The sequence below is a fragment of the Campylobacter sp. BCW_6467 genome (assembly GCF_001762855.1).
GTDB lineage: Bacteria > Campylobacterota > Campylobacteria > Campylobacterales > Campylobacteraceae > Campylobacter_D > Campylobacter_D jejuni.
Window position 1 is genome coordinate 66,882 of the sequence record NZ_MJXP01000052.1, and the last position, 14,081, is coordinate 80,962.

The window sequence follows — 14,081 nt, forward strand, 5'->3', positions numbered from 1 at the left end:
CATTTAATTAATTATTTATTCTACTGGTATGAAAAGTTGGTAATTTTGTCTCATTTTATAATAATGCCTATTTAAATTTGTACTTAAATTTCTGCCAAAATCTCTATTTAGTAATTCTTTTTGAAAACTCACAAATTGTAACAAATCTTCGCGATATTGCAAATTTAAAAGAGGGTTTTCATCATTTTTATTAATAATTTGTATATTTTTATCATAAAGCTTAGATAAACTTCTAAAATACTCCTCCATATCTGTAGTATTTTGAGAATTTGGATTATAATAATATAAAATAACTCCAAAATCAAGCTGTTTACTTAAATCAGCAATGACATTTGCATTATTTTCAAGTTCACTCTCATCGGCACTTAAAATAATCGCTTCTTTAAGCTCATCAAAAGAAGCTTCACCCACCTTCATAATAGGAATTTTTAAATCAAAAAAAGCTTGTTTTTCTTTCTCAAAATTTTTTATATCGGTTACAACTAATCCTATATCATTATTTTGCAACCATGTGGAAATTTGTTTAAAATCCGTGTTGAAATAATCAAAAAAAACACCTTCTTTATTCTCAGAAAGTTTTTTTAATTTTTCATACATTACCCCTAATTTAGGATTGATAACATGTATAAAAAATCTTTTTGCATTGCTTTTTTGAGTTAATTTTAAAGTAGTATCAAGCACTCTTTCTTGCATATTTTGATTCATATTTTTCATATCAATTAAAGCAAAAACATTACTTCCAAAAGGCATAGGAAATTGCCCTGCTTTGCCTCTTATATTATGAAAAATACTTTGTAAAACAACAGGATCTCCAACGATCAAAATGCTATCATTTGGCTCTAAAACAAAAGATGGTTTTACAAAATAAATCTTAGAATTTCTATAAATAAGGACTATGCGCCACCTTTTTTGTTGTATTGAACTTATGTGCCTATAAGCAAAAATAGACCCTGCTGGAATTTTTACTTCCATAATCTCTCCAACCCCAAGCCCTATATACTGAGCTGTTAAAGCAATATCTGGTAAAAAATCCATAAATCTACGGCTTAAAGTCATTCTAGCATCAGCTAAATTTGCATGAGTATCATTAACACTTAACCCCCAAAAATCCATTATTTCTATTTCTAAATTTGGATTTAAAGAACGCAAAGCCTCATAACTTTTTTTAGTTTCAAATTCATCTTGCATATAAATAAAAGCCTGTTTAAAATCTTTACTCATAATATTTTCAAGACGCGCTGTGCTTGTAGGATCAAAATAATGCAAGTCAATATACTCACTAGAAATATTTAAGTTATTTTTTTCACTATTTTGACACACTACTGTAAAAAAGTAACCTAAGCCTTTTTCAAAACAAAGCCTTTCTAAGAAATGCTTTGCTAAAATACCGTCTATTATAATTAAAATATTATTCATTTTAAACTCCAAAAAGGAAATTATAACAAATGGAATTTAAATTAAAGCATAAAGATGGAATGGCAAGGGTTTGTGAAATCACTACCGCACACAGCACTTTTTTAACCCCTGTTTTTATGCCTGTTGGCACAGTAGGAGCGGTTAAAAGTCTTGATGCTAATGATATAAAAAACGAGCTTGATGCAAAAATTATTTTAGCAAATACCTACCACATGTACTTGCGTCCAACTTCCAAAGTGGTAAAAGATTTTGGAGGTTTGCATGGTTTTACGAAATTTGATAGAAGTTTTTTAACCGATAGTGGTGGTTTTCAAGCTTTTTCTTTAAGTAAAAATTCCAAACATTTTAATGAAGGCATAGAATTTAAAAGTCACATCGATGGGAGTCGTCATCTTTTTACTCCAAAAAGTGTTTTAGATACTCAATATGATTTTAACTCTGATATTATGATGATTTTAGATGATTTAGTAGCTCTACCCGCAACCAAAGAAAGGGTTAAAATTTCTGTTGATCGTACTATATTTTGGGCAAAAGAGGCTATTGCTTATCATAAAAGTATGCAAAATAAAGGTATAGGTATAGGGCAAAATATTTTTGGTATTATCCAAGGTGGTACAAATTATGAAGAAAGAAAGCGTTGTGCTTTAAGTTTAAACGAAATGCCATTTGATGGTTTAGCTATAGGTGGGCTTAGCGTGGGCGAAGAAAACGCCTTGATGTATGAAACAGTACAAAACTTAAACCCTTATCTAGATGAAAATCGTCCAAGATATTTAATGGGTGTAGGAACGCCTGAAGATTTGGTGGAAAATGTTGAGCGAGGAGTAGATATGTTTGACTGTGTGATGCCAACTAGAAATGCAAGAAATGGAACATTTTTCACAAGTTTTGGAAAATTTAATATCAAAAAAGCAGAATTTATCAACGATCATGAAGCCATAGATCCTACTTGCTCATGTTATACTTGTCGTAATTTTTCAAGGGGTTATTTAAACCATCTTTTTAAAGCTAAAGAACTTACTTTTTTTCGTTTGGCAAGTTTACACAATCTACATTATTATCTTGAACTTGCAAGAAAGATGCGTGAGGCAATTTTAAACAATTCTTTTACGCAATTTAAAAGAAATTTTTATCACTTAAGAGGCAAATAAAATGCTAGAGCTACACGAAAATCTAAAAAAAATCCTGCAAGCAAAGAATTTAGAAACTTTCTATAGCGAAATTTATGGACAAAAAATTTTTGTTTACGTGGGATTAAATTTGGAAACTTGGCTTTTTAACGATGAAAAAATTTATAAACTTCAAAATGAAGAATTTAAGCTTTCTAGCATAGAAGAATTTTCAAATTTTATTAAATCCATTTTAGAAGATTTTAAAGTACAAAATACTCATTTTCAAAACCTTTTAGAACACAAAGAAGGTATTATCTTAAAAGGTGGTTTTGTTAAAAATTTTTACAAAAAATCCTTTGTGTTAAGACAAAAAATCAACAAAAATCTAAAGCAAATTAATCTTCTAAGTGAAGCTTTCAGTCTTTTGCTTAGTGAACAAGCACAATACAAAAAACATTTAAAAATTTTAAATTTATCCATCGGCATCTTAAGCAAAAACACCAAAGAACATCTAGCAAGAGTTGATACTCTTTATGCATTAACAAGTGCAATTAAAAATGAAAAAATGAATAAAAGTATTTATCTTTTAAGTATACTTTCTTCTATTTTCTTGCCTTTAAATTTGATCGTAGGATTTTTTGGAATGAATACTAATAATCTTTTTTTCAAAGATAGCCCTTATGGTACACTTTATATTTTTTCTTTGATTTGCTGTATTTTGATTGTAGGTTTTATATTTTATCATTCAAAAAAGACTAAAGAATTTGATTTAGATGAAGGTAAAAAAGCTAAAAAACAAACAAAATAAGCAAAATTTTGCTTATTTTAAGAATATTTATATATAATTTTAACTTATTTTTGCGCTCATAGCTCAGCTGGATAGAGCATTTGATTGCGGTTCAAAAGGCCAGAGGTTCGAATCCTCTTGAGCGCACCATATTATTTATCTTCTTTAATTTTTCTTTTAGCTAATCCCATATGCTCGTAAGCATCAATTTCTTTTTTGTAAGATCCAGAAATTTTCTTAAGTTCTTTATTTAAGTAACTGACTGTTTGTGCACTTGCATTAATATTTGCAGCCAAAGCAGAAACAAATTCTAGTTTCTTTTTTGTTGCTTCATCTAATTCTTTAGAAGTTTTTGAACCAAGTTTATGTGTCTGCACATAAAGTTTGGCAAGTTCTTTTAATTCAACATCTGTTAGCTTAACATCGGAAGCAGTAATTATCATTTTATCTAAGTCTGTATCAAATTTTTTAGTCTTTTCAGCTACATGCTGCTTTTGGCTAGTTTTTTGCTTTTTAATTGTTTTTTTGCCATCACTTGCAATAAGATAAGCAATCGTGCCTAAAAACAATAAAAGCGCTAAAGCAGCACAAAAAATAACCAAAAAAATATGGCTCATTTACAGTTTGCCTACAAAATTTCGCTTCCTTCTTGCAAAAAGAGCTAAAACCACCATCAATGCAAATCCCCAATAAACATAATTAGGAATTTGAGCCGCTTCGCCTGCAGCGTAAGAATGAAGTCCTGTTAAAAAGTAATTTACTCCAAAATAAGTCATAATAATAACCCAATAAGCAAACATACTCCATAAAGCAAACACAAATTGATTACAATATTTTGGAATCATTCTAAGATGCAAAATTGCTGCATAAACCAAAATACTAACTAAAGCCCAAGTTTCCTTAGAATCCCAACTCCAATATCTCCCCCAACTTTCATTTGCCCAAATTGCACCTAAAAAATTTCCCACAGTAAGCAAACAAAGTCCAAAAATCATTGCCATTTCATTAATTCTTGTAGCCTCTGTAATATTTCTCAAAATATTAAGATTATATTTTCCATCTTTCTTAAGAAAACACATTAAGAACAATGTAAAGATACCAAGTAAAGCACAAAGTCCTAAAAATCCATAACTAGCAGTAATAACAGACACATGAATACTAAGCCAATAAGAATTGAGTACAGGAACAAGATTTGTAATTTGCGGATTCATTTCGCTTAAATGTGCAACCATTAATACAATACCGGATAAAATAGAAGTTAATGACAAGGCTATAGGACTTTTTCTAGAGAAAAATATACCCGACAAAGACAATGCCCAAGCTATATACACCATACTTTCATAGCCATTACTCCATGGAGCATGACCTGATAAATAAGCACGGAGTCCAAGACCTACTGTATGAATTACAAAAGCTAAAACATTTAAAACATATACCACTTTAAATATAAAAGAGATTTTTAAATTCGGTACGACCATTTTAGAAAAAACAAGAATCAAAAGTAAAAAACCCGCAATTAAATATACAGGAGCGAGTTTAACGAAAATTTCAGCCTTATTAGAAAAAATTTCCATTTCAACTTTGGTTTTACTAGGCATGACTTTATATCCTATTTTTTCTTGATATTCTTTGATAAATTTCAAGCCTTCATCAGCTCTAGTCCAATTACCATCTTTAAAAGCATTTTCCACGGCACTAAAATAATTCTGTATTAAAGCCAAAACAATATGCCCTTCATCCCCCTTAAGAGTAGTTACAGCAGAAAAAGGTGCAAGCCAAACATTATTTGGATTATTTTGAATAGGAATAAATTTAAATAATTCACCACTAAAAACTAAATTTACAACATTAGCTCTTTCGTCTAGTTTTATAATTTCCTTATCAAAAACTCCTCTTGCATTTGGGTTTTTACGATTTGCATTTTCAACATATTTTTGAAGTTTATATCGGTTATTCTCATCAAAGAAATCTTTATAAGAAATATATTTAGCACTAGGAATTTCTAAAATATCTGCAATAGTATCACGAACTGCTTGATTTTGTGGCATTAAAATAAAAGGTTCCATTTGCCATTTATCTACATCAACGAGCATGGAAAGCATAACAGCGTTAGAATTTTGACCCTTATAGCTATCACTTTGATGAATTTTTTCTAAAATTTCTCTTGATAGCGTATCAAAAGGCACCATTCTTCCATCTGCTGATTTTTGAACTATTAAAGTAGCAAGAGCTTTAGCATGATTAGTATTTACCACAGGTAAGGTTGAATTTAAATCTTGAGCAAAAGTCTTTTCAGAACCAAAAGATAGCAATAAAATAAAAATAATCACACTTGTATGTTTTAAAGTGTCTTTATTGATTAATCTTGCCAAAGTTCTAAATCTAGAATGAGGATTTAAAAAATTCATAAACATTCCAAGACAAAGCAAAAAATAACCTATATAAGTTGGTATTTTGCCTGGATCTTTATTTACAGATAAAACAGTCCCTTTTTCATCTTGATCATAAGAACTTTGATAAAATCTATAGCCATCATAATCTAAAACATTATTCATAAAAATTCTATAATCAAAATTTTCATTATTATTTTTTACAGTAATTTCACTTGCATAAGAAGCTGGAGACATAGAACCTGGATAACGATCTAATACAAAATCTCTTAAATAAATATCAAAAGGCAATTGTTCATAAGAAAGCGCCCAAGAAATAAAGAATTTTTGACCTGCAAGTTCTATCATAATAGGTTTATTATATTCAAAAATATAAAATTCTTTACTTTCATTTTTATAGCTTAATTCTAATTTTAAAGCATTAGAGCCAGTTAATTCTAAGTTTTTATTCTCATTGCTTAAAGCAAAATCTTTAAAATGTAATAATAAAGAATTTTTCCAATTTTGAGGCTCGCCAAAAGTAGAAATCAACATAGTTCTACCCACTTCTAACCAAGCAGATTTAAACCATAACCAAAAACTTTCATCTTGAGGTCTATTGGAGCCTTCTAAAGCTTCTTGCGCATGCAAAGAAGCAGCTTTAACTACAAAACTAATATCATTAATTTCATAAAGTCTTCTTTCCTTAGCATTTGCCTTTTCTCCAATTTTAAGGTCTAAATTTTGTCCATCTAACATACTTAAAAAATGTAAGTTTTCACTTGAACTTAAAGTTAAATTTTCATCAATTTTTACAAAAGGTGCTTTAACATTATCATTCATAAAAGCAAAGTTAACCCCTTCTATATTCTTAACTTCACCTTTTTCAAATTTAACATCAACACCTTGAGATCCTTTTTGAGAAAGCATCAAAACCAATAAAGGATCAGAATTATTATTTTCTTTATAAGTATAATGAGCATTTAAAATTAAATCTTTATATTTTAATACAGCTTGATCATCACCTAAATTAAGTTTTAGTTTAAAAGAATTAGCAAAAGGCAAATTTCCTATATAACGATCATTAACCGCACTATAGCGTTCTCCATCTTTTATAGCAGAAATACGCAAAGAAGTCTTAGAACTTTCTATAAGTGAATTTTGAGTATGCTCTCTAATAGGTAAAATACCTTCAAAACCAGCATATCTTGTCATTGCAGAACCCACTAAAATAAATAAAAAAGAAATATGAAAAATCATTAAAGGCAATTTTTTAAGCCCAAACATTTTATAACGAAACATCCCGCATAGTAAATTAATACCAAGTAAAAGTTGTATATATTCAAACCAAAAAGTATCATAAACCATTGCCCAAGCCGTAGGAGTTCCATAAGCACTTTCAATAAAAGTTGCCAAAGCACAAAAAAGCGCGAAAAGCAAAAACAATACAACCGAAACTCTTAAATCCCCTATGCTTTTTATTATATTTTTCATTCTTTTTCCTTTAAATTTTAAAGCCCTAAATATTTCTTTCTAATCTCATCATCACCTATTAAATTTTTAGCCTCGTTTTCCATTACAATGCGACCATTTTCCAAAACATAAGCATAATCACTTATTTTTAATGCAGAATAAGCATTTTGCTCTACCAAAAGAATAGTTATACCCTCTTCTTTTAAACGCACAATAATATCAAAAACTTCGCCCACAATCTTTGGAGCAAGTCCCAAAGAAGGCTCATCCAACATCAAAAGTTTTGGTTCGCTCATTAAAGCCCTTGAAATCGCAAGCATTTGCGCTTCCCCTCCACTCAATGTTCCAGCTAAAGCATGCTTTTTGCTTGCAAGTCTTGGAAAAAGTTTATACATTTGCTCTCTTAAATGCTCATAATTTTCAGCATTATTAAAAGCACCTATTTTTAAATTTTCCTCTACGCTTAAATTGATAAAAACACGCCTTCCTTCAGGAACTAAAGCTATACCTTTTTGAACTAAAGTATGAGTTAAATGTCTTTTAGTATCATAACCTAAGAAATTAACCTCACCAGTTCTTTTAACTGAGTTTAAAAGCGCATTTAAAGTTGAAGTTTTACCTGCTCCATTTGAACCTATAAGAGAAACAATATGACCTGTTTCCACTTTAAAATCAATCCCTTTAACAGCTTCAATTAATCCATAATAAACATGCAAATCTTTAACTATTAGCATCAAAATCCCCTAAATACGCAGCAATTACTTCTTTATGATTTACAGCATCGCAAAGTTTACCTTCAAAAATTGTTTTTCCATAATCAAGCACCAATACGCGATCACACAATTTATTTACAAATTTCATATCATGCTCTATAAGTAAAACGCTAATTTTATAATCTTTTCGTAATTTAAAAATGAGCTCAGCAAGTTCATCGCTCTCAGAGCTATTCATCCCAGCGGCTGGCTCATCAAGCAATAATAATCTTGGCCGAGTAGCCATTGCTCTTGCAATCTCAACTTTTCTTTGTTGCCCATAACTTAAGCTAGCAGCCTTTTCATGAGCAAATTCTACAATACCAAGTTCTTCTAATATTGCATAAGCCTTCTCTTTAAATACTTGTTCTATTTTTCCAAAACGCCCTAAATGCAAAAAGGCTTCAAAAATATTATATTTCATTTGTTTATTAAAACCAATAAGAACATTTTCAAGCACATTCATACTTGAAAAAAGTCTAATATTTTGAAATGTTCTAGCTATTCCTAAATGCACAATCTTATGAGGTTTTAAGTGATCAATTCTTTCTCCTAGAAATTCAACCGAACCTGAACTAGGTTTATAGTTACCTGTTATAATATTAAAAAGAGTTGTTTTACCAGCCCCGTTAGGTCCAATTAAAGCAAAAATTTCACCCTCATTGATTTTAAAAGAAGTTTCATTGATAGCCCTAACACTACCAAAACTTTTTGAAATTTGTTTTAATTCCAAAATCATTTTTTACTCCTTTTAAAACGCTTTTTAATCCCTCTAATCACATCACTCAACTCGTAATAACCCATTATGCCTTTTCTTGCAAAAAGCATTACTAAAATCAGAACAATAGAAAAAACAACCATTCTAAGTCCTGGTGTTGATTGGATATCAAGATTTAAAGAATCTATTTTTATATTTAACTCATCTAAAAATCTAAGCCACTCGCTTCCACCAATAACCAATATCGCACCTATGATAGCACCTGTAGTAGAACCAAGTCCACCCAAAACAATAATAATCAAAAGCTGGAAAGTAAGTAAAAAATCAAATTGAGTTGGAGATACGGTAGTCAACAGACAAGCTAAAAGTCCACCACCTACACCTTCTAAAAATGCTGAAGTGCCAAAAGCTAAAGTTTTTATCCAAAAAGTATTTATTCCCATGGCACTTGCAGCATCTTCATCATCTCTTATAGCCTTCATTGCACGACCATATTTAGAATAAACTATATTTAAAATTAAAATAACCGCTACAATAGCAATACCGCCTGTCCAATAGATCGTGGAAAATTGTGGAATATCTACCAGTCCTCTTGAGCCATTAGTAATAGAAGGAAAATTAATAGCAGCTATTTTAATAATTATTCCAAAGCCTAAAGTTACAATAGCCAAATAATCCCCTCTCACGCGAAATACAGCAAAAGCTAAAATCAGGGCAAGCAAAGATGAACAAATTCCAGCTACGATTAAAGCTAGAATAAAGGAATTTGAATGGATAGCTAAAATAAAAGAACTAGGACCATCTAAAAAAAACTGATCATTTTTTGCATCAGCACTTAAAAGAACTAAAGCAGCTGCATAAGCTCCAATTGCAACAAATCCATTGGGTTCTAGTGAAAATTGTCCAGTTACACCATTAATAAGGTTGTAACTCACAGCCAAAATAATAAAAATAGCAATTTGATTAACAATGTTTAATCCATAGTCCCCAAAAATATAAGGAGAAATGAAAATAAAAATAATTGAAGCAATTAAAAAGATTAAATGTGAAACCTTAATTTGAACCATCATTAAAACCTACTCTTTTCAAAATTTATACCTAAAATTCCCGTAGGCCTAAATAGCAATATAAACACCAAAAAAATAAAAGCAAATGCATCTTTAAATCCTGATAAATCTGGAAAAAAAGCCACAACAACAACTTCAGTAAATCCTATAATAAGTCCACCTAAAACTGCACCTACTACAGAACCTATACCACCTAAAACGGCAGCAGCAAAAGCTTTCAAACCTATTAAAGTTCCCATAGTAGGTTCAACAGAGTAATAATTTGCAGCCCAAAAAACACCTCCAACTGCTGCCAAAGCTGAACCTAGGGCAAAAACTATAGCAATAATACGATTTGCATCTATACCCATTAAATTTACTGTTTGTATATCAAATGCTAAAGCACGAATAGCTATACCATATTTGCTTTTATACAAAATCCATAACACTGCTATTAAAATAACAAATGTAAGAGCAGGAACCATTAAAGAACCATAAGTTGTTATCACTCCACCAAAATTAACACTTTCCTCAAAATAACTTGGCGGTGTAAAAGTTCTAGGTGTTGAAGTAAAAAGCATATTAAAAAGATTTTGCAAGAAAAAACTAATACCAATTGCTGTAATCAACAATGAAATTCTAGGAGCCTGTCTTAAAGGTTTATAAGCAATTCCATCTGTAGCCATTCCAACACAGGCAGCAAAAATCATTGCTAAAGATAAAGCTCCTAGAAAAGGAACATTTAGGTTAGTCATGCAAAAAAGAGCTGCATAAGCACCAACCATCATAATATCGCCGTGAGCAAAATTAATAAGTCTTAACACACCATAAACCATAGTATAGCCAACAGCAATAAGGGCATACATACTACCCAAACTAAGCCCATTAACAAGTTGTTGTAAAAATAAAGTAGAATCCATAATCTTTCTATTTTTCCTTTAAGGATTGATAATATCTTTATAATTTTGCTTTTGATTTTTAATTTCTTTAACCACTACAGAACGAGTTGCATTTCCTGTTTGATCAATGCTAATAACACCAGAAACACCTTGATAATTTTTAGTTTGGTGAATTTTTTCATTGACGCACTTACTAGTAAGATTATCAACGCAAGCATTCATAGCATTTAGCATTACAAAATACGCATCAGCACCCATAGCCGAAAAATTTGGAACTTCTTTTGTTCCTTTAGCTTTTTCATAAACACTGATAAATTCTTTGCTTAATTTTGTAGTTGGATTATTAGCATCAAAACTATCTGTGAAAATATAACCCTCGCTTGCATCTCCAGCTAAACTAATAAAAGTTTGATCAGCAACTCCATCTGCAGAGCCCATAGGAATATTTAAACCTGCGAGTTTTGATTGTCTTGCAAATAAAGAAGCTTCACTATAATAAAGCGGTAAAAAAATAAATTCTGGATTTAAACTTTTAACTTGAGCTACAATAGCTCTAAAATCTTTATCACCTGAATTAACTCTTAAAATTCTAAGAATTTGACCACCATTAGACTTGTACTGTTTTTCAAAAGCTTTTGCTAAACCTAAGGAATAGTCAGTGCTTTGATCTGCTACAATAACAGCACTTTTGTAATTAAGTTTTGAAAAAACATATTTTGCTAAAGATGAACCTTGAAAACTGTCCATAAAACATACTCGAGAAGAATATATTTTTTTATCAAGCAATCTATCGCCAGTTGCAGCAGGAGCGATCAATGGAATTTTATTATCTTCTGCTACGCGCATAACTTGCAATGTATTAGCAGTAACCATTTCCCCTATAAGACCTATAACTTTATCTTGAGAAACTAAACGATTTGCTCCACTCGAAGATTCTAATTTATCACCTTTAGTATCAATAATAGCAAGAGAAACCTTATCTCCATTACTTAAAGTTGATTGCATTGAATTTGCAAGTTTAATCCCTTCTAGTGCACTTTGTCCATATGCTGCAGTAGCTCCGCTAAGTGGTAAAACAACTCCTATTTTGACTTCCGCAGCGCTTAAACTTAAACTTAGAATACTTGCTAAAATTAAACTTTTTTTCATTCTCTACCTTTATTTTAGTAATTATGGATTTATAATTGTTTTATAATTTTGTTTTTGATTTTGAATTTCTTTAATCACAACAGAACGAATAGCATTACCGCTTTCATCTATGCTAATCACACCACCAACAGCTTGAAAATCTTTAGTTTGATGAATTTTGCTATTAATACATTCGCTGCTAAGATTATCAACGCAAGCATTCATAGCATTCAACATTACAAAATACGCATCAGCTCCCATGGCCGAAAATGCTGGAAGTTCTTTTGTTCCTTTAACTTTCTCATAAGCTGCAACAAAATCTTTTCCTAATTGTGTAGATGGATTGTTATAATCAAAACTATCAGTGAAAACTACTCCATTAACAGCACTTCCGCCAAGATCTATAAAAGTTTGATTATTAACACCATCTCCTGCTGCTAAAAGTTTATCAAAACCAATTTGTCTTGCTTGTCTCGCAATTAAAGCAGCTTCAGGATGATAAATAGGCATATAAACAAAATCAGGATTTAAACTCTTAAGTTGAGAAACCACAGCTCTAAAATCTTTATCTCCTGAATTAATAACAAGTTTTTTTATAATTTTCCCACCATTATTCTTAAAAGAATTTTCAAAAGCTCTTGCCAAACCTAAAGAATAAACATTGCTTTGATCTATGATGATAACGGCATTTTTAAGCCCTAAATCCTTAGATACATAAGTAGCAAATTTATCTCCTTGAAAACTGTCTTTAAAACAAACTCTACTTGCATATTTCTTTTTATCTAGCAATTTATCTCCAGATGCCACTGGAGCTATTAGAGGAATTTTTTTCTCTTCTGCTATAGAAATAGCTTGAATGGTATTTGGAGTTGTAGCTTCACCAATAATCCCAAGGACTTTATCTGTTGCTATTAAACGATTAACTCCGTTTGAAGTTTCAAGTTTATCTCCTTTTGTATCTATTGTGATAAGTTTAATAACATCTCCATTTGAAAGTTTTGGTTGTAGCTTATTAGCCAGTTCAATTCCGTTAAAAACATCTTGCCCATAAGCTGCCACAGTTCCAGTTAAAGGTAAAACTACTCCTATATTAATATCCTTAGCATATAAGCAATTTACCATAGTTAAAACACTTAAAGTTAAAGTTAGTTTTTTCATAGCATTCCTTTTAATTATAGTTTTTACATTTTATTTTAGAAATATATTATGTTTTGTTTTTTGCGCAGGTTCTTCTTCAAGAAGGTCTTTTACTTGCAAATCAAGCGCAAAATTTCCACCTTTAATATAAGCAATAATATTATCTATATCCTCGTGGCTTAAATTTCTAGCATAAAAAGCCATTTGAGAAGCTGTTGTAGAGCTACTACTATCAAGAGTATAACCTATCAAAGCTCCTTTAATATCCTCAGGAGACATATCTTTTAAAATTCTAGATCCTATAACACTCTTTTCAGCATTATCTCCATGGCAAGTATTGCATTTATTTTGAAAATACAAAACCTTCGCTTTTTCCATATCATATTGCTTATTTGCATCAAAGGTATAAGTAAAAAATGATTTCAAGTTAATACCAAAAAGCGCAACAACAAATATTGAACTAATAAACAACCATCGTATAATCATATTTTTCCTTATTTTATTGTAATTTCCGTTTGTGTTTTATTTTGATATCTATGTGTTTTTTTGTTGTATTTTTTTTCTTTTTTAATATCATAGCGATAACGAACAGTCCCTGAAACTTCTATATCTTTAAAGACTTCATCTAACGGAGCTGCAAAAACAAAATGATTTAAAATCATACCAATTAAAAACATTTTTTTCATTTTTATTCTTTAAACACAAAAAACGATTATATCAAAAAAAGATAATCCTTGTTAATGACCACCTTTATGTAAAAAATAAAGTCCTACACAAAGAGCTAAAATCGATCCAGCAAGAAAAGCCATATCCACAGGAGTAGCAAATTTCATCTGTAAAACCCTTTGAAAGAAATTTACCACTAAGACCATAATGATAACTTTTGCAAGCTTGTCTTTTAATTGATCTAAGCTATGCACCTCTAAAACCTTGCTTTGTTTTGTTTGTTTAAATTCTTCTATTTCACTGATAAAAAGCTCATAAACTCCAAAAGAAAAAATAAACAAAACTAAAGCCATAAGATAAAGATCAACAGCTCCTATAATCAAAGCCACCACATCCTCATGCAAATCCACATTAGAACCTGCATCAAAAAAATAATTATAAGTATAAAATATAACTTTTAAAACATCATAACTTGCAATAAAAAACAATACAAAAGCTCCAATTAAACCAAAAATTACGGGTAAAATTGTAACAATACGACTTCTAACAAGTAAAGATTCAAATATTTTCTCTAACAT

At 30.4% G+C, this 14,081-nt stretch carries 14 protein-coding genes and 1 tRNA gene; 3 read left to right on the forward strand and 12 right to left on the reverse strand.

Annotated features, from left to right (window positions below):
- Nucleotides 1-15 precede the first annotated feature (15 nt).
- The gene (locus AJ888_RS08115; RefSeq protein ID WP_002861745.1) at nucleotides 16-1,416 is read right to left on the reverse strand and encodes a COG3400 family protein; all 1,401 of its coding nucleotides are present in this window, start codon (nucleotides 1,414-1,416) and stop codon (nucleotides 16-18) included.
- Between the two features lie 29 nt (nucleotides 1,417-1,445).
- Between AJ888_RS08115 and tgt the strand changes: the two genes are divergently transcribed.
- The 3 genes from tgt to AJ888_RS08130 all read left to right on the forward strand — a co-directional run bounded on the left by tgt (nucleotide 1,446) and on the right by AJ888_RS08130 (nucleotide 3,465).
- The gene (tgt, locus tag AJ888_RS08120) at nucleotides 1,446-2,567 is read left to right on the forward strand and encodes a tRNA guanosine(34) transglycosylase Tgt (protein ID WP_002861746.1); all 1,122 of its coding nucleotides are present in this window, start codon (nucleotides 1,446-1,448) and stop codon (nucleotides 2,565-2,567) included.
- Nucleotide 2,568: 1 nt separating this feature from the next.
- On the forward strand, nucleotides 2,569-3,336 hold the full coding sequence (locus AJ888_RS08125) for a magnesium transporter CorA family protein (protein WP_002861747.1): 768 nt from the start codon (nucleotides 2,569-2,571) through the stop codon (nucleotides 3,334-3,336).
- Nucleotides 3,337-3,388: 52 nt separating this feature from the next.
- Nucleotides 3,389-3,465, forward strand: a tRNA-Arg gene (locus AJ888_RS08130).
- A gap of 2 nt (nucleotides 3,466-3,467) precedes the next feature.
- Here the strand turns inward: AJ888_RS08130 and AJ888_RS08135 are convergent.
- The 11 genes from AJ888_RS08135 to AJ888_RS08185 are packed head-to-tail and all read right to left on the reverse strand — an operon-like array spanning nucleotide 3,468 to nucleotide 14,081.
- Nucleotides 3,468-3,917 (reverse strand): hypothetical protein, encoded by a 450-nt coding sequence (locus AJ888_RS08135; RefSeq protein WP_079860744.1) that lies wholly within the window; start codon nucleotides 3,915-3,917, stop codon nucleotides 3,468-3,470.
- 15 nt (nucleotides 3,918-3,932) lie between these two features.
- Nucleotides 3,933-7,178 (reverse strand): cytochrome c biogenesis protein, encoded by a 3,246-nt coding sequence (ccsA, locus tag AJ888_RS08140; RefSeq protein WP_070296233.1) that lies wholly within the window; start codon nucleotides 7,176-7,178, stop codon nucleotides 3,933-3,935.
- A 17-nt stretch (nucleotides 7,179-7,195) separates the two neighbouring features.
- Nucleotides 7,196-7,891, reverse strand: coding sequence for an ABC transporter ATP-binding protein (locus AJ888_RS08145; RefSeq protein WP_002852965.1), 696 nt, complete (start codon nucleotides 7,889-7,891; stop codon nucleotides 7,196-7,198).
- The gene (locus AJ888_RS08150) at nucleotides 7,878-8,648 is read right to left on the reverse strand and encodes an ABC transporter ATP-binding protein (protein ID WP_002861750.1); all 771 of its coding nucleotides are present in this window, start codon (nucleotides 8,646-8,648) and stop codon (nucleotides 7,878-7,880) included. The genes AJ888_RS08145 and AJ888_RS08150 overlap by 14 nt, the downstream gene beginning before the upstream one ends.
- The gene (locus AJ888_RS08155; RefSeq protein WP_002861751.1) at nucleotides 8,645-9,697 is read right to left on the reverse strand and encodes a branched-chain amino acid ABC transporter permease; all 1,053 of its coding nucleotides are present in this window, start codon (nucleotides 9,695-9,697) and stop codon (nucleotides 8,645-8,647) included. The genes AJ888_RS08150 and AJ888_RS08155 overlap by 4 nt, the downstream gene beginning before the upstream one ends.
- Nucleotides 9,697-10,593: a branched-chain amino acid ABC transporter permease gene (locus AJ888_RS08160; protein WP_070296234.1), complete on the reverse strand. Its 897-nt coding sequence runs from the start codon at nucleotides 10,591-10,593 to the stop codon at nucleotides 9,697-9,699. The genes AJ888_RS08155 and AJ888_RS08160 overlap by 1 nt, the downstream gene beginning before the upstream one ends.
- 18 nt (nucleotides 10,594-10,611) lie before the next feature.
- A complete protein-coding gene (locus AJ888_RS08165) occupies nucleotides 10,612-11,721 on the reverse strand; it encodes an ABC transporter substrate-binding protein (RefSeq protein ID WP_032603343.1) in 1,110 nt (369 codons plus the stop codon).
- A gap of 21 nt (nucleotides 11,722-11,742) precedes the next feature.
- Nucleotides 11,743-12,858, reverse strand: a complete 1,116-nt coding sequence (locus AJ888_RS08170; protein WP_032603344.1) for an ABC transporter substrate-binding protein — start codon at nucleotides 12,856-12,858, stop codon at nucleotides 11,743-11,745.
- A 30-nt stretch (nucleotides 12,859-12,888) separates the two neighbouring features.
- Nucleotides 12,889-13,323, reverse strand: a complete 435-nt coding sequence (locus AJ888_RS08175; RefSeq protein WP_002861752.1) for a c-type cytochrome — start codon at nucleotides 13,321-13,323, stop codon at nucleotides 12,889-12,891.
- 8 nt (nucleotides 13,324-13,331) lie between these two features.
- Nucleotides 13,332-13,523 (reverse strand): mini-MOMP protein, encoded by a 192-nt coding sequence (locus tag AJ888_RS08180; RefSeq protein WP_002861753.1) that lies wholly within the window; start codon nucleotides 13,521-13,523, stop codon nucleotides 13,332-13,334.
- A 51-nt stretch (nucleotides 13,524-13,574) separates the two neighbouring features.
- Nucleotides 13,575-14,081: a YqhA family protein gene (locus tag AJ888_RS08185; RefSeq protein ID WP_002852919.1), complete on the reverse strand. Its 507-nt coding sequence runs from the start codon at nucleotides 14,079-14,081 to the stop codon at nucleotides 13,575-13,577.

Bases quoted from the DNA above. Each gene is read 5' to 3' on its own strand.
- AJ888_RS08180 (WP_002861753.1), bottom strand. From the start codon at position 13,523: ATGAAAAAAATGTTTTTAATTGGTATGATTTTAAATCATTTTGTTTTT.
- AJ888_RS08145 (WP_002852965.1), bottom strand. From the start codon at position 7,891: ATGCTAATAGTTAAAGATTTGCATGTTTATTATGGATTAATTGAAGCT.
- AJ888_RS08150 (WP_002861750.1), bottom strand. From the start codon at position 8,648: ATGATTTTGGAATTAAAACAAATTTCAAAAAGTTTTGGTAGTGTTAGG.
- ccsA (WP_070296233.1), bottom strand. From the start codon at position 7,178: ATGAAAAATATAATAAAAAGCATAGGGGATTTAAGAGTTTCGGTTGTA.
- AJ888_RS08125 (WP_002861747.1), top strand. From the start codon at position 2,569: ATGCTAGAGCTACACGAAAATCTAAAAAAAATCCTGCAAGCAAAGAAT.
- AJ888_RS08185 (WP_002852919.1), bottom strand. From the start codon at position 14,081: ATGTTAGAGAAAATATTTGAATCTTTACTTGTTAGAAGTCGTATTGTT.
- AJ888_RS08115 (WP_002861745.1), bottom strand. From the start codon at position 1,416: ATGAATAATATTTTAATTATAATAGACGGTATTTTAGCAAAGCATTTC.
- AJ888_RS08155 (WP_002861751.1), bottom strand. From the start codon at position 9,697: ATGATGGTTCAAATTAAGGTTTCACATTTAATCTTTTTAATTGCTTCA.
- AJ888_RS08165 (WP_032603343.1), bottom strand. From the start codon at position 11,721: ATGAAAAAAAGTTTAATTTTAGCAAGTATTCTAAGTTTAAGTTTAAGC.
- AJ888_RS08160 (WP_070296234.1), bottom strand. From the start codon at position 10,593: ATGGATTCTACTTTATTTTTACAACAACTTGTTAATGGGCTTAGTTTG.
- tgt (WP_002861746.1), top strand. From the start codon at position 1,446: ATGGAATTTAAATTAAAGCATAAAGATGGAATGGCAAGGGTTTGTGAA.
- AJ888_RS08175 (WP_002861752.1), bottom strand. From the start codon at position 13,323: ATGATTATACGATGGTTGTTTATTAGTTCAATATTTGTTGTTGCGCTT.
- AJ888_RS08170 (WP_032603344.1), bottom strand. From the start codon at position 12,858: ATGAAAAAACTAACTTTAACTTTAAGTGTTTTAACTATGGTAAATTGC.